This is a genomic window from Natranaerovirga pectinivora, from assembly GCF_004342165.1.
Lineage (GTDB): Bacteria > Bacillota > Clostridia > Lachnospirales > DSM-24629 > Natranaerovirga > Natranaerovirga pectinivora.
In genome coordinates, this window is record NZ_SMAL01000007.1 from 77,431 (window position 1) to 99,530 (window position 22,100).

General features: G+C 32.4%; 20 protein-coding genes. 17 read left to right on the forward strand and 3 right to left on the reverse strand.

Features of this window, described 5'->3' with window-relative positions:
- Positions 1 to 109: 109 nt before the first annotated feature.
- Positions 110 to 1,486, reverse strand: a complete 1,377-nt coding sequence (gene mgtE, locus EDC18_RS10355) for a magnesium transporter (protein WP_132252867.1) — start codon at positions 1,484 to 1,486, stop codon at positions 110 to 112.
- 199 nt (positions 1,487 to 1,685) lie between these two features.
- Complete coding sequence (locus tag EDC18_RS10360) at positions 1,686 to 2,876, reverse strand: cation:proton antiporter (RefSeq protein WP_132252870.1); 1,191 nt, start codon at positions 2,874 to 2,876, stop codon at positions 1,686 to 1,688.
- 258 nt (positions 2,877 to 3,134) lie between these two features.
- On the opposite strand from EDC18_RS10360, the gene spoIID reads away from it, so the two are divergent.
- The 3 genes from spoIID to EDC18_RS10375 all read left to right on the forward strand — a co-directional run bounded on the left by spoIID (position 3,135) and on the right by EDC18_RS10375 (position 6,280).
- Complete coding sequence (gene spoIID, locus EDC18_RS10365) at positions 3,135 to 4,091, forward strand: stage II sporulation protein D (protein ID WP_132252872.1); 957 nt, start codon at positions 3,135 to 3,137, stop codon at positions 4,089 to 4,091.
- Between the two features lie 41 nt (positions 4,092 to 4,132).
- The gene (locus tag EDC18_RS10370) at positions 4,133 to 4,957 is read left to right on the forward strand and encodes a M23 family metallopeptidase (RefSeq protein ID WP_132252875.1); all 825 of its coding nucleotides are present in this window, start codon (positions 4,133 to 4,135) and stop codon (positions 4,955 to 4,957) included.
- A gap of 285 nt (positions 4,958 to 5,242) precedes the next feature.
- Positions 5,243 to 6,280, forward strand: a complete 1,038-nt coding sequence (locus tag EDC18_RS10375; protein ID WP_165878555.1) for an FAD:protein FMN transferase — start codon at positions 5,243 to 5,245, stop codon at positions 6,278 to 6,280.
- A gap of 74 nt (positions 6,281 to 6,354) precedes the next feature.
- On the opposite strand, the gene EDC18_RS10380 is transcribed toward EDC18_RS10375, so the two are convergent.
- The gene (locus EDC18_RS10380) at positions 6,355 to 7,191 is read right to left on the reverse strand and encodes an FMN-binding protein (protein WP_132252880.1); all 837 of its coding nucleotides are present in this window, start codon (positions 7,189 to 7,191) and stop codon (positions 6,355 to 6,357) included.
- A 289-nt stretch (positions 7,192 to 7,480) separates the two neighbouring features.
- Here EDC18_RS10380 and spoIIID point away from each other — a divergent pair, with 289 nt between their 5' ends.
- From spoIIID to flgL, 14 genes are all read left to right on the forward strand, one after another.
- Positions 7,481 to 7,756: a sporulation transcriptional regulator SpoIIID gene (gene spoIIID, locus EDC18_RS10385; protein WP_132252882.1), complete on the forward strand. Its 276-nt coding sequence runs from the start codon at positions 7,481 to 7,483 to the stop codon at positions 7,754 to 7,756.
- Positions 7,757 to 8,268: 512 nt separating this feature from the next.
- Positions 8,269 to 9,258, forward strand: coding sequence for a rod shape-determining protein (locus EDC18_RS10390; RefSeq protein ID WP_132252884.1), 990 nt, complete (start codon positions 8,269 to 8,271; stop codon positions 9,256 to 9,258).
- A gap of 18 nt (positions 9,259 to 9,276) precedes the next feature.
- A complete protein-coding gene (locus tag EDC18_RS10395; protein ID WP_132252886.1) occupies positions 9,277 to 10,032 on the forward strand; it encodes a flagellar hook-basal body protein in 756 nt (251 codons plus the stop codon).
- A gap of 16 nt (positions 10,033 to 10,048) precedes the next feature.
- Positions 10,049 to 10,864, forward strand: coding sequence for a flagellar hook-basal body protein (locus EDC18_RS10400; RefSeq protein ID WP_132252889.1), 816 nt, complete (start codon positions 10,049 to 10,051; stop codon positions 10,862 to 10,864).
- 12 nt (positions 10,865 to 10,876) lie between these two features.
- Positions 10,877 to 11,188, forward strand: a complete 312-nt coding sequence (locus EDC18_RS10405; RefSeq protein ID WP_132252892.1) for a rod-binding protein — start codon at positions 10,877 to 10,879, stop codon at positions 11,186 to 11,188.
- A 329-nt stretch (positions 11,189 to 11,517) separates the two neighbouring features.
- On the forward strand, positions 11,518 to 12,711 hold the full coding sequence (gene metK / locus EDC18_RS10410; RefSeq protein WP_132252893.1) for a methionine adenosyltransferase: 1,194 nt from the start codon (positions 11,518 to 11,520) through the stop codon (positions 12,709 to 12,711).
- 336 nt (positions 12,712 to 13,047) lie between these two features.
- Positions 13,048 to 15,279: an SF1B family DNA helicase RecD2 gene (gene recD2, locus EDC18_RS10415; RefSeq protein WP_132252896.1), complete on the forward strand. Its 2,232-nt coding sequence runs from the start codon at positions 13,048 to 13,050 to the stop codon at positions 15,277 to 15,279.
- A gap of 28 nt (positions 15,280 to 15,307) precedes the next feature.
- Positions 15,308 to 16,021, forward strand: a complete 714-nt coding sequence (locus EDC18_RS10420) for a ComF family protein (protein WP_132252898.1) — start codon at positions 15,308 to 15,310, stop codon at positions 16,019 to 16,021.
- A 16-nt stretch (positions 16,022 to 16,037) separates the two neighbouring features.
- Positions 16,038 to 16,454: a flagellar protein gene (locus EDC18_RS10425; RefSeq protein WP_132252901.1), complete on the forward strand. Its 417-nt coding sequence runs from the start codon at positions 16,038 to 16,040 to the stop codon at positions 16,452 to 16,454.
- Positions 16,455 to 16,596: 142 nt separating this feature from the next.
- Positions 16,597 to 16,875 (forward strand): flagellar biosynthesis anti-sigma factor FlgM, encoded by a 279-nt coding sequence (flgM, locus tag EDC18_RS10430; protein ID WP_132252904.1) that lies wholly within the window; start codon positions 16,597 to 16,599, stop codon positions 16,873 to 16,875.
- 17 nt (positions 16,876 to 16,892) lie between these two features.
- A complete protein-coding gene (locus EDC18_RS10435) occupies positions 16,893 to 17,405 on the forward strand; it encodes a flagellar protein FlgN (RefSeq protein WP_132252905.1) in 513 nt (170 codons plus the stop codon).
- 18 nt (positions 17,406 to 17,423) lie between these two features.
- Positions 17,424 to 19,022, forward strand: a complete 1,599-nt coding sequence (flgK, locus tag EDC18_RS10440) for a flagellar hook-associated protein FlgK (RefSeq protein ID WP_132252908.1) — start codon at positions 17,424 to 17,426, stop codon at positions 19,020 to 19,022.
- A 10-nt stretch (positions 19,023 to 19,032) separates the two neighbouring features.
- Positions 19,033 to 20,751, forward strand: a complete 1,719-nt coding sequence (gene flgK / locus EDC18_RS10445; RefSeq protein WP_132252910.1) for a flagellar hook-associated protein FlgK — start codon at positions 19,033 to 19,035, stop codon at positions 20,749 to 20,751.
- Positions 20,752 to 20,764: 13 nt separating this feature from the next.
- Positions 20,765 to 22,093, forward strand: coding sequence for a flagellar hook-associated protein FlgL (gene flgL / locus EDC18_RS10450; protein ID WP_132252913.1), 1,329 nt, complete (start codon positions 20,765 to 20,767; stop codon positions 22,091 to 22,093).
- Positions 22,094 to 22,100: the final 7 nt, after the last annotated feature.

A 22,100-nucleotide genomic window follows, 5' to 3' on the forward strand; every position in this document is an offset into this window, starting at 1 on the left:
TGAGTTAACAATAGTATAAAAATAGTAAATCACATTTAAAACCTGATTTACTATACTATATACAAATTTATGGATGAAAGTGAATTTGTATTTTCTATATACCATATTATTATAGTAAGTGGGATAAGAAATATTGTACAAGGAAGAAATAAATTGCTAAACCAGAGATGTCTTTTATAGTTGTAATAATTGGGTCAGATCCTGCAGCTTGATCAAAGCCTAATTTAACTAATACATAAGGTACAAAATAACCTAAACTTGTTGCAAGGGTAATTGTAAGGGTTAAGGCAATTCCAATTGCAATACCAAGACCTGGAATGCCTTGCCATATATGTGCAATAATGCCGGCTAGAGAACCTAAAATAACACCCATACTAAATCCAACATACATTTCTCTAAAAAGATGTCTAGAAAAATTTTGGATATTAATTTGCCCTAATATAAGTGCACGAGTAAAGATTGTTGAGGATTGAGTACCTACATTGCCACCCATATCCATGATGACAGGTATAAAAATGGCTACAGCAGCAATAGATTCAAGAGTTTCTTCGAAAACGTCTATAACCAAACCTGCTAAAAGACCACCAGCTAAAGTAATAAGCAAAAATGGGATTCTAGCTTTCCAAACATCTATCATAGAACCTCTCACAAGGGCAGCGCTTCTATTGGTTTCTCTTTGATTAATATCAAGCAAACCAACTTTATCAAAAATATCATCTGTTGTTTCATCTTCTAGAATATCCATAGCATCATCAACAGTTACGATACCAACTAGTCTGCTTTCTTTATCTAGTACTGGAACAGATAATAAGTCCCGGTGTTGTAGTAATTTTGCTACTTTTTCTTGATCTGTATCTGTATAAACATTTGTAAAATCTTTAGTCATTAGTGTTTCTAGCTTTGTATCATCATCATTTATAAGTAAGTCTCTTAAGGACACAATACCTTCTAGAATTCTATTTTCATTTGTTATAAAAATAGTATAAACAGTTTCTGGGTTTTTCTGATTGGCAATTTCACGTATTTTATTAGTTGCTTCTTTTACAGTAAGATGTTTTTTTAATGAAATATACTTAGGTGTCATTATTCTACCAGCAGTTTCACTTTCATAACCTAATAAGTCTGCTGTTATTTGACGATCTTCAAAAGATAAAGAATCAAGTAATTTTTTTGCTACTTTTGCTGGCAGTTCATCTAATAATCTTGCTCTATCATCTGGTGCTAAGTCTTTTATAATCTCAGTTGATTTTTGGTCTGTAAAGGATAATAATAAATTTTCTTGCAAATCTAAGTCAAGTTGTTCAAAGACATTAAGTGCTTTGTCTTTTGATAACAATCTAAACAAAACAACTGTATCATTATCATCTTCTAACTCTTTGAAAACATCTATTAAATTCCAAGTTTCTGTTTTATTTGCAATTTCTTTTAATGCATCTAGGTTTTTATCTTTTAGTAAAGATTGAATGGTTACGATATAATCTTTCATTTCTAATCCTCCTCTTAAAATAACCTAAAATTAGCATGTCGCTATTTAATGCACTGTATTCATTTTTATAGATAAATAATTATGTTCTGAGGGTTCTATCGTATTTTAAAATTTAATCATATTATCAGTATATCATAAAAAGTTATACAAAAAAACGACTCAAAAGAGTCGTTATAACAATTTTTGTTGTAGAGAAAATCTATGAAACCGCTTGATGGCTTGAATGTGTAGGCGTTGGTATCTCTTCAGAATCACCTCTAAAAGCTAGTTTTAATAGTAAAGGCGTAATCAACGTGGTGATTATGATTACAATAATTACAGGTACAAAATATTTTTCTGAAATAAGACCTAAGTTATAACCTCTGTTGGCAATAATTAAAGCAATTTCACCTCTACATACCATACCAATACCTATTTGAACAGATTGTTTGCCTTTAAAACCTGAAAGTTTTGCCCCTAATGTACATCCACCTATTTTTGTCAAAATAGCAACGATAGACAATACGGCTATAAATAAAATAATTCTGCCTTCCATTGGACCAATAACTGTATTAATACCGATATAGGCAAAGTGCATTGGTGCAAAAAACATATACGATAGCACTTCTAGTTTATGCTCTATATAGTCAGATTCAACGGTGTTACAAACAATTAAACCAGCAATATAAGCCCCTGTAATATCAGGTACTGAGAAAAGGCTAGCAACATAAGCTAAAACCAAACAAAATACAAATCCAAAAACAGGGATTCTACGCTTTTTACCTTCTCTTTCGCTAAACCAATTAAAAAGAAAACGAAATATTACACCTGCAATAAGAACAAATATAAAAAATCCTGCTATTTTTAGCAATTCCATTGAAAAAGATGTTGTTGTAGGATCTAATCTTCCTATTAAAAAAGTTAAAATAATAATTCCTAAGATGTCATCAAGAACTGCAGCACCGATAATGGCAACCCCTGTAGAAGTTCTTAACTTTCCTAATTCCATTAAAGTTTCTACTGTAATACTAACAGATGTTGTTGTAAGAATAATCCCTATAAAAATAGTTTCTAACATAGGAAGACCAAAAAAAGATGCAACAGCAAATCCACCTAAAAAGGGAAAAATAACCCCTAATACGGCGATGAAAATCATTGCCTTACTACATTTTTTTAGCTCTCTTAAATCTGTTTGCATACCTGCAACGAATAAAATAATAATAACACCTATTTCACCCATTGTTTCTATAAAATGATGATCGTGGAATATATTAAAAACTGTAGGCCCCAGGATAATCCCTGCAAGCAAAGCGCCTAAAACTTGAGTCATGCTATATTTTCTTGTAATAACCCCGAACAATTTAGTAAACAGCAATATAATTGCAACGTCTCTTAACGCTTCTGTAGCCATAATAACCCTCCTGTCACACTGTTGAATATTATGTCGAATCCTTCTTGAAGCACTATCGTATATTATAGCATAATAGCTTTTTAAATGAAACAAATAAAGTTATCCATGTATATATAAATTTTGCAGGTAATTTGATGATTTGTAGTACATTTTTACTCAGAAAAATTAGAGAGGTGTCAAGATGGTTTCACTTGTTCTAATTTTATATAAAAATGAATATACAAGAATTAGGACAAATATATAAAAAAGGTGGATAAGATGCTAAAAACGAAACTCATTAGTGGATTACTCATAATTATTATAATAATTTCACTACCTTATTTTATAACACTTATATTAAATGAAAACAGGACTATTAATGATGTAAAAATAGAAAGTGGAGAAAAAGGAGTCAAAATAATTAATGAGTTAGGAGAAGTAGAGGAATTAGGGTTAGAAGAATATATTATAGGGGTAGTGGCGGCAGAAATGCCAGTAAGTTTTGAAAGAGAAGCCCTAAGAGCTCAAGCAGTAGCAGCTAGAACATATGCAGTAAAGCATATGGGGGAAAATGCAACCATACATGTAGATGACATTTATCAAAGTTACATTAGCAAAAAAAAGATGGAAGAAATCTGGGGCGTTAGAAATTTTGCAGAAAATTATAATAAGATATCAGACGCAGTTTTAAGTACAAGAGGTGAAATAATCGTTTATGATGACGAGCCAATAGAAGCTGTATTTCATTCAACGAGTGCAGGCAGAACACAAGGGGCCCAAGATGTCTGGCAAGCCGAATTGCCTTATTTGGTTTCAGTAGATAGTAGTGAGGATATGAGAGCGCCAACCTTTTTAACTGTAAAAACATTTTCTAATGATGAAATTATTCAACTTATAAAAAAAGCTGTACCTGACTTTGAAATTTACTCTTCTAATGTAATTGAACAAACACAAATTATTAGAAGAAGTGAGGGGGGTTACATAACCTCAATGCAAATAGGGAACACTATTTTTACAGGGGAAGAGATAAGAAATATTTTATCTTTAAAAAGTAGTAACTTCACCATGGAGAATTATGATGGTGATGTAAGATTTGTATCTAAAGGATACGGACATGGGGTTGGATTAAGTCAATATGGGGCAAACTATATGGCAGAAGAAGGTTATACCTATGAAGAGATATTAAAACATTATTATTATAATATTGATATAGTATTGTTAGAAAAGAGTGAATAAAGAAGGTAACCTCTGGAAATAATAAAAGCAGAGGTGATTACATGAAAAAAGAAAAACTATTGTCAGTACTTAAAGGAAAACAATTTTACTATGTTCTTTTGTTAGGTTTCATTGCAATCTTTTCAATTTCTAGCATAATCCTTTCTGATGGCAATAAAAACAAAGAAAATGATAATATTGATATTGTAGATTTGAACACACCATTAGAAGATGAAGAGGATGAATCTTTTCTTCTAGATCCAGTTACATCTGATAATCTAAATACAATCAGAGAGACAGAAGATGTAGCTGATGAAGAAGTAATAAATGAAGAGATTGATTATGCAGAAAATGAAGTAGAAGATGTCCAAGAGGAAGTGGATATTGAAGAACAAGTTGTTACCACAATAAGTGGATCCATTCAAATTTTTGGTGAAACAGTGGCAAAAGATGAAGAAGTAGTATTAACTTTTAGTGAAGGAAATGGGCTGTCTTGGCCTATACAAGGTGAAATAATATTGCCTTATGATGAGGACAGGATAGGTATTTATTTTCAAACATTAGGCCATTACCGAGTGCATGAAGCAATGGGTATTCAAGGCATGATTGGAACTGAAGTAAAAGCTGCAGCTAGAGGAATCATAAAGGAAATATCCAACTTGGAAAAAACAGGATTAACGGTAACAATAGAGCATGGAAGTGGCTATAATACAGTGTATGGGCAACTTAAAGACGTTAACTATAAGGTAGGAGATATGATTAATGAAGGGGCAGTTCTAGGATTAATAAATGAACCTACAGGTTCCTTCGTAGTAGAAGGTAGTCACTTACACTTCCAAGTGTTAAAAGATGGAACAGCAATTAATCCTCAAAATCTATTAAAGTAAAAAAAGTAAATATGCCTTTCCTAAATATCTCCTGAATCTTGATTCAGGAGATATTTGTATGTTATATTGAAAGTCTAATCTGCAAACTTGCTCGCAAGGATTTGGAGATTAGGCTTTCATTGAAACCTTGTGCCTGTAGCGTAGCGAGGGCATGTTGCAAGGTTGATATTAAAGTCTAATCTGCAAACTTGCTCGCAAGGATTTGGAGATTAGGCTTTCAACGAAGCTTGTGACTCTTGGGAAGTAGAGTCATAGGCTGAAGACAAAAACTTAGGAGGCACAATGATGAGAAAACTAAAAATACTATTGATATGCTGTATTTCATTTGTTCTTGTTGCTTGTAATGAAAGATTAGAACAAAAATCCGATATTACATATGCATTAGGAACTATTAGTAGAATAACTATTTTTGACAAAGCGGACAATGATTCAGAAAAGTATTTTAAAGCCATTTCTGACCTTATAAAAGAAAAAGAAAAGGTATTTAGCAAGAATCTAGAAATAAGTGAAGTATCAATGATAAATCTAATGTCAGGACAAGGGCCTATAACAGTTTCTGAGGAAATGGCATATTTATTATTAAAAAGCAAGGAACATGCCTTATTGTCTGATGGCTTATTTGATATTACCATAGGCCCTATAATAAATTTATGGGATATTGGTGGCACAGAGGCTAGAGTGCCAGGTGAAGAAGAAATAAAAGAATTATTACCATATGTGGATTATACTAAAATTAGACTCAATACTAATAATAATGAAGTAGAGTTATTACAAGATAATATGGTTATAGATTTGGGAGGGATCGCTAAAGGGTATATAGCAGATCAAGCCGCTGAATATATGAAAGAGCTAGGTATAAAACACGGTATAGTAAATTTAGGTGGAGATATTGTTACCATAGGGGGTAAACCTGATGGTACGCCTTGGAGGATAGGTGTACAGAATCCACAAGAGGGTCGAGGAGAGACCATTGGGGTTATATCATCTTTTGATAACAGTATTGTAACATCAGGCATATACGAGAGGTTTGTACTAGGTGATGATGATGTGATTTATCATCATATGATAGACCCAAGAACAGGATATCCTTTTGAAAATGAATTAGCCAGTGTTACAATTGTATCGGAATTTGCAATAGATGGAGACGCTTTATCAACAGCGGTATACGGTATGGGATTGGAAAAAGGCTATCTATTTGTTGAGGCGTTAGAAAATATAGATGCAGTTTTTATAACTAAAGAAAATGAAGTATACATTACAACAGCTTTAAAAGATAGATTTGAATTAACAAACAAGCATGAATTTATATTAAAAGAGTGGTAAAAATTTAACTAAAAAATACCATAAGTAATATAAATATAAAAAAGCGGAGATTTTATAATCTCCGCTTAATTTTTTTAGTTATTTAAAGCTTTGTCTACTAATTCAAAGAAATAGTTAACTTTCATAGTAGCTCCAGAAATATCATCAGAAACACCATCTGTAAAAGCAATAGCAGTTGGGTCTTGAATTTCTAATAAATGAGCTTCTGCAAGAGCAGCTTGCTCGTGCCATTCTAATGAAGCGCCACCACGTGCTACCATTCCGTAATTACCATCAATTGAAGCTTGTTTTTTACCGATATCGCCATTCTCTGGAACACCATCCCAGTTAGCAGCAACAATATATCCGTTAATAACTGTTACACGTGCAGAGTATTTGTATCCATTACTGAATTCATCAACTTCTGCATAGTAAGTACCATCTTCCCATAAACCTCTACCTACTGGACCTTTAGCTAGAGCATCTTGAACTAATTCGAAGAAGTAGCTAACAGTAATAGTAGCACCAGTTATTTCATCTGTTTTTCCTGTTTCTGCATCATACGAAACAGCATATGGATTTTGAGTTTCTAATAAAAATGCTTCAGCAGCTTCAGCTTGTAAGTGCCATTCGCCTTGAGTTGCAACAGCAGCCATGCCATATTCACCATCTGCAGCAGTAGTTTTTTTGTCTTTTCCACCATTTCTGTTGGCAGCGTTCCAATCAATCCATTCAAATTTGCCATCTTTAACTTCGAAAGTAACTACGTTTTTCCAGCCGGTTCTTTCGTTGAAACTATCTTCTTGAGCAAAGTAGATACCATCTGCATATTTTGATAAGTTAAATGTTTCTGCCGTTGGTTTTTTTTCGCTACATCCTGCTAAAGATAATGCTAACACCACTAATAACAATATTGATAAAACCTTTTTCATAAAAATATCCTCCTTGAAATATAAAATTCTGTCAATTCCTTATAAGTTATTTTTTTAACATTCAATAGATAAAAAAATAACAAGTGATTGCAAAACTAGTTGAACTTTATTATATATTCTTTTAAGAAAAAAATCAATACCTTTTATTCCTAAATCATAATTTACCAATAGGACTTCTAAGTATTAATAAATCACTTAATAAAATAAAACAAAAACAGTTTCTTATATTCATATTTTAAACCTAGTAGCCATATATTTAACTAAGTGTAACTTTAGAGGGGGACTTAGGTTGAAACAATACATAGAAGAGAGGGCTATTGATATAGCAAATTATATCATTGAAGCAAATGCTACTGTAAGACAAACAGCAAAAAAATTTGGAATAAGTAAATCAACAGTTCATAAAGATGTTACAGAGCGTTTGACTCTAATAAATCCTTCGTTAGCTATGAAAGCCAGAAAAGTTCTTGATGTGAACAAATCCGAAAGACATATTAGAGGTGGATTAGCAACCAAAGAAAAGTATATGAGCCTAACCCAGAATACAAAGTCAAGTATATATTAACTTTCAATAGGTTTTGATGAAAGTATTAAAAGCAATCGATTATTATCGGTTGCTTTAAACGTATAGAAGACTTTTTATATACTATAAAAATGTGACAAAATGATTTTGTATACGGTGAAATATATAAAGAAATAATTTTGTGAAAGATATTTGTTTATAGGGAAAAATATAGTTTTTAAAATTTGTCATAATAGTGTATAATAGAAAGAATAAAACACAACAATTTGTTTGTTAAAAAGGATAATAGAATGCCCAATTTTTGGGAATGCTATAAAAGGTCATTAAATAAATCTAAATTAACAAAATACCTTTAAAAAATGTCAAGTATTGTATATAATAGAATTATATACACGAATTAAACTTTATATGTAATTTGACGATATAAGTAATGTGTTTTTTGATTGTAGGATTGTTGCCAATTCAAGATCGTTAGTGGCAAATAAATTATGGTTAAACAGAATAATTAAAAATATATAAATAATAAGGAAAATAAGCAGGAAGGGGTACAAATAATGTTCGGTACAGATATTGGAATTGATTTAGGAACAGCAAGCGTATTAGTTTATATTAAAGGAAAGGGAGTTGTATTAAAAGAACCTTCTGTTGTTGCTATTGATCGTGATACGGATAAAATCTTAGCAGTAGGGAATGAAGCAAGAAGTATGCTAGGAAGAACACCTGGTAATATTGTTGCAATTAGACCTCTTAGACAAGGGGTTATTTCTGATTATACAGTTACGGAAAAAATGTTAAAATATTTCATCGGTAAAGCAGTAGGAAGAAGACTTTTAAGAAAACCACGTATTAGTGTATGTGTGCCGAGTGGTGTTACTGAAGTTGAAAAAAGAGCTGTTGAAGATGCTACATACCAAGCGGGAGCAAGACGTGTAGAGATTATAGAAGAACCTATTGCTGCTGCTATTGGCGCAGGCATAGATATAACAAAAGCTTGTGGAAGTATGGTAGTAGATATCGGTGGCGGTACATCTGATATAGCTGTTATATCTTTAGGTGGAACAGTAGTAAGCAACTCCATAAAAATTGCGGGAGATAATTTTGATGAAGCAATTGTTAGGTATATGAGAAAGAAACATAACCTATTAATTGGTGAAAGAACAGCAGAAGACATTAAAGTAAAAATTGGAACGGCATATAAAAGACCAGAAGTATTAACTATGGATGTAAGAGGAAGAAACTTAGTAACAGGACTTCCAAAAACCATAACAGTATCCTCAGAAGAAACAGAAGAAGCGTTAAAAGAAGTAACTTCTCAAATAGTAGAAGCTGTTCATAGTGTATTAGAAAAAACACCACCTGAATTAGCATCAGATATAGCTGACCGTGGAATCGTTATGACAGGTGGCGGCAGTTTATTACAAGGCTTAGATCAATTAATAGAACAAAAGACAGGTATTAATGTAATAACAGCAGATGACCCTCTAACTTGTGTTGCTATTGGAACTGGAAAATATGTTGAATACTTAGCAGGAAAAAGAGACTAATAGAAAAGGTGTGAAACTATGGTAAGAGGATTATATACGGCAGCAACAGGTATGATGAACCAACAGCAGAGAATGGATATAGTTTCTAACAACTTAGCCAATGTTAATACAACAGGATTCAAAAAAGATGGCGTTGTAGTAGAATCATTTGAAGATGTTTTAACATTAAAAGTTAATGACAACAATATGAATACACATATAGGAAAGATGAATTTAGGTGTTAAAACTGGTGTAGTATTTACAGACTTTAACCAAGGATCATTTATGCAAACACATGATCCTTTTAATATTGCCATTCAAGGGGAAGGGTTCATTGGGATTAGTACTCTTGATAGAAATGGAAATATTGTTGAAAGATATACAAGAGATGGCTCTTTTGTAGTAAATAATGATGGAGAACTTATTACAAAAGATGGGCACCAAGTAATGGGACAAAATGGTAATATTGTTCTAGGTCATGGAGATGTGAGAATTGATGGTACAGGGGCTATATATTTAAATGATGAGTATATTGACTCATTGAGATTAGTGAATTTTGATAAAGAGGATATCATTAAATTAGGAGACAACCTATATAATGCAAGGGAAGACGCTGAAGCATTAGAATTTAATGGTCAAATTTTACAGGGCTATTTAGAGGAATCTAATGTTAATACAATTAGAGAAATGGTCGATATGATAAATATAATGAGAACATATGAAGCGAACCAAAAAGTAATTCAAACCATTGATGATACTTTAGGGAAAGCTGTTAATGAAGTAGGGCGATTATAATTGGAGGTGAAGTAGTATGATGCGTTCATTGTGGACAGCAGCGTCAGGGATGACAACTCAACAATTAAATGTTGATACCATATCAAATAACTTAGCTAATGTGAATACTACTGGATTTAAAAAAGAACGTGTTGAGTTTAAATCTTTGTTATATCATACGATGGAAAATGCAACAAGTAATGAAAATGGTGCAGGAAGACCAGTTGCTTTACAAGTCGGACATGGTGTAAGACCAGTTGCAACAAGTGTGAATTTTTCTCAAGGTACTATAGAAAGAACGGATAATGCCTTTGATTTTGCAATTGATGGAAAAGGATTCTTTTCTGTAAGAGGTTTTAATGGAGATGAATTTTATACAAGAGATGGAAGTTTCAAATTATCTATAATGGGCGATGAACTTATGTTGACCACTTCAGAAGGTTATGCTGTTCTTGACAATAATGGAGAACCTATTATGTTTGAAAACGATGTAGATTTAAACAGACTAGAAATTGGACCAGATGGTGCATTCCGTTTTATTGATGCAGAGAATAATCTTGTGGATATGAATATGATGTTTAAAGTGGTTCAATTTAGAAATCCTTCAGGGTTAGAGAAGATTGGGAGTAACTTACTAAGAAGTACTACTGCTTCTGGAGGACCACTTATTGAAGAAGATGAAGACAATATAACTAGAAGTAGAATTATTGGAAGAAGTCTAGAAGTATCCAATGTTCAAGTTGTAGAGGAAATGGTTAAACTAATCGTTGCTCAAAGGGCTTATGAAGTGAGTTCAAAAGCGATACAAACTTCTGACGATATGTTGGCACAAGCAAACCAGCTAAAAAGATAGTAGGTGAGTATTTTGAACATTAATACATATAATATTAATTTGAATTCAACGAATAATATAGATGAAAAATTAAAAAGAAAAGAAGATAACAATGAGTTAAAAGAAATGTGTCGTGAGTTTGAATCTTATTTTATTGAGCAGATGTTTAAGGAAATGAGAAAGACAGTACCCAAATCAGGACTAATACAAGAATCTCATGGCGAACAAATATTCACAGATATGTTATATCAAGAATATGCAAAGGAAGCATCAAAAGGTCAAGGAATGGGACTTGCTCAAATGCTTTACAAACAACTATCTAGTACTAATAAAATAATTGAATAGCAATTAAAGCCTTGTATATATATGCAAGGCTTTAAAAATGTAAAAGTAGTTGAATGAAGTTAAAAGTATTTTTTTTGTGTATTTTGGTCAATATATAAAAGATAGCTTTTTATAAGGAGAGTATCTTCTGGCATTAAAAGATATAGAGGTACTAGATAAAAATTAAGGTATTTCCTGGGATTTTGTAGTATTATATGATATAATTAAAATAAATATCAATATGATATTGATTATATAGTAGAAATATGGTATCATCTTCCTGCTAAATAACTATTTGATAAAAAGAAAATTTTTATAAATACCTAAAAAACCAAAGGAGGAAAAAGAAATTGAATAAAAGATTATTTACTTCGGAATCAGTAACTGAAGGACATCCAGATAAAATCTGTGACCAGATTTCTGATGCAGTTCTTGATGCTATTTTTGAACAAGATCCAACTGCAAGAGTTGCTTGTGAAACTGCTGTAACAACAGGTTTAGTGTTAGTGATTGGGGAAATTTCTACAAAGTGTTATGTAGATATACCAAAAATAGTACGTGAAACAATTAAAGAAATTGGATACGATAGAGCTAAATATGGATTTGATGGAGATACTTGTGCAGTATTAACATCGTTAGATGAACAATCAGTGGATATTGCACTTGGGGTTGATCAAGCATTAGAATCTAAAAAAGGTGAGATGACAGACTCTGAGATTGAAGCTATTGGAGCAGGAGATCAAGGAATGATGTTCGGATTCGCTTGTGATGAAACGCCTGAGTTAATGCCAATGCCAATTTCTTTAGCACATAAACTCACTAGAAGATTATCTGAAGTTAGAAAAAATGGTACATTAGGTTATTTAAGACCAGATGGAAAATCTCAAGTAACTGTTGAGTATGTTGATGGAAAACCAGTTAGAGTTGATGCTGTTGTTATTTCTTCACAACATAATGCAGATGTTGAGCATAGTACAATCGAAAAAGATATTATTGAGCATGTAGTTAAAGCTGTAATTCCAGCTGAGTTATTAGATGATCAAACAAAATACTATATTAATCCAACAGGAAGATTTGTTATCGGCGGACCACAAGGTGATGCTGGTTTAACAGGTAGAAAAATCATCGTAGATACTTACGGCGGATACGCAAGTCACGGTGGTGGCGCTTTCTCTGGAAAAGATCCAACAAAAGTTGACCGTTCGGCAGCTTACGCTGCAAGATATGTTGCTAAGAATATCGTAGCAGCTGGACTTGCTAAAAAATGTGAGATTGAGTTAGCTTATGCAATTGGTGTGGCTAGACCAGTTTCTATTTTAATTAATACTCACGGAACAGGTGTTATTGCAGATGAAAAGATTACAGAAATTGTTGATAAAACATTTGATTTAAGACCTGCAGGTATTATTAAATCTTTAGATTTAAGAAGACCAATTTACAAAAAAACAGCGGCTTATGGACATTTTGGAAGAACAGATGTTGATTTACCTTGGGAAAGAACTGACAAGGTTGATGCTATTAAGGCAGCGGCTGGAATTAATTAATACAACTAAAGCGAAGATTAAATTCTTCGCTTTTTTTTATGAGTGTTGGGTTGCTGGGAACTGGCGACTTAGAAGTGTTATATATAAGATTAATGGACCCTTATTCATCCTTGGATAAAAGGGTCCAGCTACGCCATCCGTGGCTTCGCAGTTAAATCTTATATATAACACTTCTAAGTCTTTGACGTGGTTTTAAGAAGTTTCTTTAAATTAATAGATTAAAGATTATAAAGATTAGGGACGGTTCTTCAAATTACATTCTGCTTTGATTTTCTGCGTTGTACATTGGATATCTCTATGCTAAAATATAATCAAATAGGAACTTAGGTGAGATGGATGGAAATTATTGAAGGTTATGTTGAATCGATTATATATACGAACTCAGAGAATGGGTATACTGTTTTGACTTTAGTGAGGGATTTGGAAGAGATTTCTTGTGTTGGGTATTTTGGTCAGATTAGTGAAGGTGAGTATCTTAAAGCCGAGGCAGAGATTAGTAAGCATCATACTTATGGAGAGCAGTATCAGGTTAAGAAGTATGAGATTACTATGCCTCAAAGTGTCCATGGTATAGAGAAATATCTTGCTTCTGGGATTATTAAGGGGATAGGTCCTGCTTTGGCTAAGAAGATTGTTAATAAGTTTAAGAAAGAAACTTTTAGGATTATTGAGGAAGAGCCAGAAAGGCTTGTTGAGATTAAAGGGATTACAGATAAGAAGGCTCAGTCTATTGCTGAAACTTTTGAAGAGAAGAGAGAAATGAGACAAGCCATGCTTTTTTTACAGGAATATGGCATCTCAACGAATTTTGCTATAAAAATATATCAAAATTATGGTGAAGATCTTTATAATGTAGTAAAAACCAATCCCTACATGCTTGCTGAAGATATTGAAGGGATAGGTTTTAAATTAGCAGATGACATTGCAGGTAAGATAGGAATTGATAGCAATTCTGATTTTAGAGTTCAATCAGGTATTTTATACATTCTTACTCAAGGATCTTTAGAAGGTCATACCTATTTGCCTAAAGGGATTCTGCTTGAAAAGGCAATAGAATTATTGGCTGTTCCAAAGGTTAATATTGAACATATTATAGTCGATATGCAGATTAACAAATTGTTAATACAAAAGGAAGTAAATAACGAAACGGTCGTATATTCTTTAAGATATTATTATATGGAATTAGCAGTGGCAAGAAAATTGTTTGATCTAAGTGAAAGCTATGAGGATATAGATGCAAGTCAAATTGAAAAAAAGATTGCCCATATAGAAAAAAACATAAATATAGAGTTAGATGCCATACAAAAGGAAGCGGTTATGGAAGCTGCTAAAAGTGGTGTTTTTGTATTAACAGGTGGACCAGGTACTGGTAAAACCACAACAATTAATACCATCATTCATTTTTTCAAAGAAGAGGGCTTAGAGATTTTGTTGGCAGCACCAACAGGTAGAGCGGCGAAAAGAATGACAGAGACCACAGGGTATGAAGCCCAAACCATACATCGATTATTAGAAATATCCTATAGAAGTGATGATGATAAATTTGGCTTAAGGTTTGAAAGAAATGAAGACAATCCTTTGGAAGCAGATGTTATAATAGTGGATGAAATGTCTATGGTAGATATTACAATTATGCATCATTTATTAAAAGCAATTACACCTGGGACAAGGTTGATATTAGTTGGAGATGCTAACCAGTTGCCGTCTGTTGGTCCTGGTAATGTATTAAAAGACATCATATATTCTAATTGTGTCAATGTGGTTATGTTAAATAAAATTTTTAGACAAGAAGATCAAAGTAAAATAGTTGTAAATGCTCATATGATTAACGAAGGAAAAGATATTGAGCTGAATAATAAAAGCAAAGACTTCTTTTTTATAAAAAGAGTAACACCAGATTTGTTAGTTGATGAGTTAAAAACTTTAGTTAAAAATAGATTGCCAAAGTTTACAGGTTGTAGTATATTTGACGGCATTCAAATACTAACCCCAATGAGAAAAGGGGTACTAGGCACACAACAACTTAATAATGATATACAAGAGATTATTAATCCTTCTAATAAGAACAAGCAAGAAAAAACATATAGAAATATCACTTTCAGAGAAGGTGATAAAATAATGCAAATAAAAAACAATTATCAAATTATGTGGCAAGTAAAAAATAAATTAGGGTATGTAATCGAAGAAGGAACAGGTGTGTATAATGGTGATATGGGCGTCATAAAAAGCATTAACAATTACGCTGAAACCATATTGGTTCATTATGAAGATGGTAAAGAAGTTGAGTATGAATTCAATCAATTAGAAGAAATAGAATTGGCTTATGCAACTACAATTCATAAATCTCAAGGATCAGAATACCCAGTTGTAATCATACCATTATTAACAGGACCTAGCTTGCTCCTTAATAGAAATTTATTATATACTGCAGTAACGAGAGCAAAAAAATATGTTATACTCATTGGAAGTGAAAATACCATTCAGACGATGATCAAAAATGAAAGGGAAATCTATAGATATTCTAGTTTAGAACTTCGAATAAAAGAGCTTTTTAATCAGATGCAATAGGAAAAACTTTTATAAAGCAGGTGAATTTATGGATTATATAACAAAAATGTTAGATATAATATATCCACCTAGATGTCCTTTATGCAATGACATCATACCTTGGTTTGAAGAAAAAAGAATATGTACAGGATGCTTAGAAAAGTCACCTATTATTGAAGGGCCTAGATGCACAAAATGTAGCAAACCTGTCTTTCATCAAGAAATTACACACTGCTTTGACTGCCATAAACAAGAGTTGGCATATGAAAAAGGCTGGTCCCTATGGTCATATGAAGAACCTGTCAAAAAAGCCATTTACCAATACAAGTACCATAATAAAAGAGAATATGCGCCTTTGTTTGCAAAGGAATTGGTATCAGAATTCAAAAGTGATATAGAGAAATATAATATAGGGACTATTGTACCAGTACCATTATCCAAGAAAAGACAAAGAACAAGAGGGTACAATCAAGCTTATCTATTGGCAAAAGAGATAGGCAAGCTATTAGATAAAGAAGTAGTAGAACTCTTAGAAAGACATTTGGACACATTGCCCCAAAAGGAATTGAATGATAAAGAAAGATTGAAGAACTTAAATAAAGTTTTTTCTGTAAACAATGATAAAAAAGTACTAAATAATATATTGATTGTAGACGATATATATACTACAGGAAGTACGATTAATGCATGTGCAATGAGTATAAAAGAACATTATGATACGGATATTTACTATATCTGTATCGCCATAGGGAAAGGCATTTAGAAGGAGGAGACATGATATGGATGTAAGAAATTGTAAAACTTGCGGAAAAATATTTAATTATATAGGTGGGCAACCCATATGTCCGACCTGTAAAAGAAATCTAGAAGATAAATTTCAAGAAGTAAAAGCATATATCAAAGATAATCCAGAAGCTCAGATTTATCAAGTAGCTGAAGATACAGATGTTAATATTAATCAATTAAGACAGTGGATTAGAGAAGAAAGGCTTACCTTTTCAGATAGTTCCACGATAGGAATAGAATGTGAAAAATGTGGGATAACCATTAAAACGGGAAGATTTTGTAATAGATGTAAAGAAGACATTGCTCATAATTTAGGGAGTGCCTATGGTACTCAGAAAAAAGAAGAAGTGAATGAGTTTAAGAACAAAGATACAACAAGTAAAATGAGATATTTAAATAGAGATCGATAAACCTAAGAAAATGCATATAAGGAAACTTGACTTGTATGTATTTTTTTGTAATGAAAAAGTTAAGAATTAATATAAGTATTCCGATAAATAATATAAATAGATAGATGTAAAAAATGAGAGTGGGAAAAGGTTGGTGAACGTTATGAGAATTGACGGGATAAATAAAGTTGGAAATATCTACAATAAAAGTGGCGTAAAGGTTGAAAAGATATATGCTGCTAAAAAAGAAAATGATTCATTAAACATATCAGATTTTGGAAGAGAATTGCAAATTGCTAAGAAGGCAGTTGGAAATACACCTGATATAAGAAGAGACAAAGTTGACGCTATTAAAAATCAAATAGCGTCAGGAGCATATAATGTTAGTGTAGAAGAAGTAGCCAATAAAATCATTGAAAGCTATTTCGATTTAAAAATCTAATATACAAGGAGTAAATCATGGCTAGTTTAATCGAAGAATTAATAAATACTCTTAGTGAAGAATTGGATTCTTACAATCAAATATTAGAAGTAACCAATGCTAAAACAGATATCATCATTAGGGGCGATGTATCAGCTTTGCAAGAAATTACAGAAAAAGAACAGAATATAGCTGGGAGATTAGCTAGACTTGAAAAAAAGAGAGAATCCCATATAGAGGATATAAGTCTAGTGATCAATATAAATTCTAAGGAACTTTCTCTGACAAAATTAGTAGAACTACTAAAAGGTCAGGAAAAAGAACGAAAAGAATTAATGGATATTAACAATCAATTAAAAGAAACCATAGAAGAATTACAAAATAGAAGCGAACAAAATAAGGCATTAATTAATCAGTCATTAGATTTGATAGACTTTACAATTAATGCCATTAGAACTAGCAGAGTGGCACCACAAACTGCAGGTTATGAAAACAAAGGGAAAGCCTTTGAAGGCAATACAAACAATGCCATGTTTGACGCAAAACAATAATAGAACTGAGGTGGTACAATGGCTTCCATAGGCAGTTTGTCTAGAGCGGTATCTGGATTAATGGCGAATCAAAGAGCATTAAATGCTACGGCTCATAATTTATCAAATGTAGACACACAGGGATTTGTAAGACAACAAGTATTATTTAAAGACAGTTCTTATGTAGGAATAGGGAATAATTTTCAAGTAGGACTAGGAACTGATATACAATCCCTAAGACAAGTAAGAGATATATTTTTAGATAGAGCATATAGAGATGAAGCAGGAAGATTAGGCTTTTATGATTCAAAATATCAAGCAGTTGCAGAGCTTGAAATTGTTTTTGGAGAGATAGGGGGAGAAAGTTTTTCTACAGTATTAGATGACTTGTGGAAATCTATCAATGAACTCTCTAAACATCCAGAAGGATTAGAAACAAGAGGTACTTTTGTACAAAGTGCAACCATGTTTATAAATCGTGTTAATCTTATTTCTAATCAAATGAATGACTATCAAATGAACCTTAATACACAGGTTGTGGATATGGTTAAGGAAATCAATGGATTAGGAGATACAATACACCAATTAAATGAAGCCATTTGTAAATACGAAGCATATGGCGATAATGCTAACGATTTAAGAGATCAAAGAAATAATGCATTAGATCGATTGTCTTATTTGGTGGATATTACATATAGAGAAGATGCAACAGGAAAAGTATCGGTAAACATAGAAGGGATGAATTTTGTTTCAAATGGTAGAGTATCACATTTAGGACTTGAACAGGCTGAGCCTAATAGCCCGATGGTCAAACCAGTTTGGAAAGAATACGATAAAGACTTATTTAGTTTCCATAAGGAAATAAAGCCTGAAAATGACAATGATAAAGGTGCCTTAAAAGGGTTACTACTTGCAAGAGGGACGCGTGCAGCTAATTATACAGATTTGGAAAATGCTGAGCATTATAACAAAAATATTAAACCCTCTGTGGTAATGAATGCCCAAGCCCAATTTGATAAATTAGTCAATGGCATAGTAACATTAATCAATGATACTCTAGCGCCTAATAAAGATGGGGTTTTAGATGATGAAGCACCATATGGGTTAGATGGTAGTCGAGGGACAGAAATATTCAAAAGACAACATTACAATAGATATGATGCAGATGGCAATGTAATTGGCACGGATAATACCGATATTTATACATTATATACTTCGGGAAATATTATAGTTAATCCTGCAATACTACAAGATTACGATAAGATAGCTCTTAGTAAAGTGAATGGAGCTATTGGTGACAACAGCATTATTGAAAAACTAATTAACAATTGGAACAAGCCTTTTGGGGCTCTTGAACCAGGGGCAACATCTCAAATGAACTTTAATGAATACTATGCAAGTTTTATATCTGGATTAGGTAATACAGGTAATTTGGCAATTAATATGCAAAAGAACCAGCAGATAATGGTGAATCAAATTGATAATCAAAGAAGTCAATTAATGGGTGTTTCTTCAGACGAAGAATTAGGAAATATGATGAAATACCAACACGCCTATAATGCCAATGCAAAAGTAGTTAATGCAATAGATGAAATGATGGAGCACATAATAACTAGAGTAGGAATAGTAGGTAGATAGGAGGTTAGTTATGTCATTCTTTGGAATAAATGTTGCAACACGAGGATTATTTACAGCTAAAACAGCATTAAACGTAACTAATCACAATATAGCCAATGCTGAAACAAAAGGGTACTCAAGACAAGTTGCGGAACAAAAGGCTATTAGAGCTTTACCTGGGTATGGTATTGGTATGATAGGAACAGGTTCTGAAGTTGTTAATGTAAAACAATTAAGGAATCAATACTTTGACGTAAAATTGTGGAATACATCTCGTTATTTAGGGGAATACAGTGTAAAGAACACAAACCTAAGACAGTTAGAAACCATATTGGATGAATTATCAGGTACTGGATTCAATGTAGAGTTTAATAGAATGTTTGAGCAAATACAAAACTTATCTACAAATCCAAATGACCCTGCTTATAGAGCTACTTTTAGAGATGCTGCAGTTAGTTTTGGAAACTACTTTAACAGCTTAGATGAACAATTAAGAAACGTACAAAGAGATATGAACTTTGCAGTAAAAACAAAGGTAGATGAAATCAACTTTACGGCAGATCAACTAAGCAGTTTGAATGCTCAAATAGCCAATATCGAGTTAACTGGCGTAAAGGCAAATGATCTAAGAGATGAAAGAGCCAATTTAATTGATAAACTCTCACAAGTTGTAAATGTTAAAGTTAGTGAAATTGAAGTAGGCACTAATATGAACCGTTACATTGTTACAATAAACGGGCAAACATTAGTGGATGGTCAACATTCAAACTATTTAGAAGTAAGACCAAGGGCTGTGTTGTATAATCCAGAAGATGAGCCAGATTTATATGATATTTACTGGAGAACAGGACAAGAATTTAATATTAGTGACAATAATCTTGGTGGAGAACTAAAAGGTTATTTGGATTTAAGAGATGGTAATAATGGACAAAACTTTAAAGGTGCTGTTTTAAGTCGAGACGATGATGCACATACCATTACTATAGGAAATATGAATAGAACAGATATCCCTAAAAGTGGTCAAATATCAGTTAACAATGTAAAAGTAAATTATAACGATTATACTATTAATCCAGATGGAAGTATAACCTTTGAATTAGATCCTTCTACACCAATGCCAGAAACGGCTACCACTGTTCAAATAGGCAATAACATGGGGTATAAAGGTATTCCTTATTATATGGCTCAGCTCAATGAATTTGTAAGAACATTTGCAATGAGTGTTAATAAAATACATACACAAGGTCAAGACAACAGTGGCAATCCAGCAGGGGCATTGTTTTCATTTGTAGGCTATACAGGTACTCCTCCATTAGACGAAAATGATCCAAATTCATACAATGGCATAACAGCTAATAATTTTACGTTAGATAGAACAATTATGAATGACTTAAGTAAAATTGCAACAGCAATGGACGCGTCTCTAGGAGTAGAGAACAATGACATATTATTAAAAATATTAGAATTAAAGCATGATATCAATATGTTTAGTCAAGGAAAACCAGAAAGCTTTATGCAGGCATTAACCAGTGAATTAGCCATAGATGCAAAACAAGCTAATAATTTTACAAATGGGCAGCAAAACATTATATTAGCAATAGAAAACCAAAGGCTATCCTTCTCAGGAGTAGACTTAAATGAAGAAACGACTAATATGCTAAGATTTCAACATGCCTATAACTTGGCTGCAAAAATGATAAGTGTAATGAATGAAATATACGATGTAACAATAAACCGAATGGGTGTATAGGAGGTTTGAATAGATGAGAATTACGAACAGCATGGTAAGAAACAATACATTATTAAATCTTAATAGAAATAGACTCGCCCTTAGTCAGTTAGAACAACAAATGGCTACAGGGAAAAAAATTCAAAAACCTTCAGAAGACCCTATTATTGCAGTAAGAGCCATAAAACTAAGATCAAATGTTAGAGAAGTGGCCCAGTATAGATCCAATATAAACGATGCTCTTTCTTGGATGGGTGTTACGGAGCAAGCAGCGGTAAATATTAATGATATCTTAAAAAGAGTTAGAGACTTATGTGTACAAGGAAGCAATGATACATTAGGTGTTGGAGAAAGAGAAAAAGTTGTACAAGAACTAGAACAATTAAAATTCCAAATTCAACAAGAAGGTAATGTAAACTATGCAGGACGATTTGTATTTACTGGATTTAAAACAGATAAGCCTCTTATCTTTAATAGAGATAATAATGAAACCTATGAAATTACCCAAAGGTTAAATAGTAAAGACATAGAGAAAAAAGCATATGTAAAAGAGGGTACGCCACCAGCAATGGCTGAAACTTTTAGAATTAGATTGGCTTATGCTGGTCTTGGTGAGGCAGCAACACCTATTACGGAAATACCAACTAAAACCCCTCCAGCATTAAATGTTATCAATCTAACGTCTGAAGAGGCTAATGCATATGAACCAAACCCAGGAGAAGTAATTTTCCTAAAAGACACAGGCGAATTAATATTTAATGAGGTGGATATAGATAATATAAATGATACATTTACATTTACTTATGATAAGACAGGGTTTAAGAAAAATGACTTAAACCCAGAACATTACTTTAATGTAAAACACAAAGTAGATCCAAGTGATGATACAACTTGGGTTACATACAATGAAAATAATGAAAAAATAAATTACCAAATAAGTTATAATCAAGACATTAATGTTAATACTTTAGGAAAAGATTTAATAACCCATACCATGATTAGAGATATTGAAGAATTAATTAGTGCAGTAATCAATATACCTGAAGAAGACTCTGTTAAGAAAACCTTACTTGAGGATCAATTAGGACAAAAGTTTGGAAATATGTTGTCTAGGGTAGATAAGCATTTAAAAACAGTAGTAGGAGAAGTTGCTGAATTAGGAAGTAGGATGAACAGGTTAGAATTAACTAACAACAGGTTAGAAAATGACTTACTTAACTTTACAGACTTAATGTCACAAAATGAAGATGTTGATATAGCAGAAGTTGTTGTAAGTATGCAAAGTAGAGAATTGGTATACACGGCATCCTTAATGGCTTCATCTAAAATATTACAACCTTCACTATTAGACTTCTTAAGATAATTCAAAT

What these genes read in the sequence shown, in the direction of transcription:
- mgtE (WP_132252867.1), bottom strand. Translation starts at nt 1,486, where the DNA reads ATGAAAGATTATATCGTAACCATTCAATCTTTACTAAAAGATAAAAAC.
- EDC18_RS10360 (WP_132252870.1), bottom strand. Translation starts at nt 2,876, where the DNA reads ATGGCTACAGAAGCGTTAAGAGACGTTGCAATTATATTGCTGTTTACT.
- spoIID (WP_132252872.1), top strand. Translation starts at nt 3,135, where the DNA reads ATGCTAAAAACGAAACTCATTAGTGGATTACTCATAATTATTATAATA.
- EDC18_RS10370 (WP_132252875.1), top strand. Translation starts at nt 4,133, where the DNA reads ATGAAAAAAGAAAAACTATTGTCAGTACTTAAAGGAAAACAATTTTAC.
- EDC18_RS10375 (WP_165878555.1), top strand. Translation starts at nt 5,243, where the DNA reads ATGAGAAAACTAAAAATACTATTGATATGCTGTATTTCATTTGTTCTT.
- EDC18_RS10380 (WP_132252880.1), bottom strand. Translation starts at nt 7,191, where the DNA reads ATGAAAAAGGTTTTATCAATATTGTTATTAGTGGTGTTAGCATTATCT.
- EDC18_RS10390 (WP_132252884.1), top strand. Translation starts at nt 8,269, where the DNA reads ATGTTCGGTACAGATATTGGAATTGATTTAGGAACAGCAAGCGTATTA.
- EDC18_RS10395 (WP_132252886.1), top strand. Translation starts at nt 9,277, where the DNA reads ATGGTAAGAGGATTATATACGGCAGCAACAGGTATGATGAACCAACAG.
- EDC18_RS10400 (WP_132252889.1), top strand. Translation starts at nt 10,049, where the DNA reads ATGATGCGTTCATTGTGGACAGCAGCGTCAGGGATGACAACTCAACAA.
- recD2 (WP_132252896.1), top strand. Translation starts at nt 13,048, where the DNA reads ATGGAAATTATTGAAGGTTATGTTGAATCGATTATATATACGAACTCA.
- EDC18_RS10420 (WP_132252898.1), top strand. Translation starts at nt 15,308, where the DNA reads ATGGATTATATAACAAAAATGTTAGATATAATATATCCACCTAGATGT.
- EDC18_RS10425 (WP_132252901.1), top strand. Translation starts at nt 16,038, where the DNA reads ATGGATGTAAGAAATTGTAAAACTTGCGGAAAAATATTTAATTATATA.
- flgM (WP_132252904.1), top strand. Translation starts at nt 16,597, where the DNA reads ATGAGAATTGACGGGATAAATAAAGTTGGAAATATCTACAATAAAAGT.
- EDC18_RS10435 (WP_132252905.1), top strand. Translation starts at nt 16,893, where the DNA reads ATGGCTAGTTTAATCGAAGAATTAATAAATACTCTTAGTGAAGAATTG.
- flgK (WP_132252908.1), top strand. Translation starts at nt 17,424, where the DNA reads ATGGCTTCCATAGGCAGTTTGTCTAGAGCGGTATCTGGATTAATGGCG.
- flgK (WP_132252910.1), top strand. Translation starts at nt 19,033, where the DNA reads ATGTCATTCTTTGGAATAAATGTTGCAACACGAGGATTATTTACAGCT.
- flgL (WP_132252913.1), top strand. Translation starts at nt 20,765, where the DNA reads ATGAGAATTACGAACAGCATGGTAAGAAACAATACATTATTAAATCTT.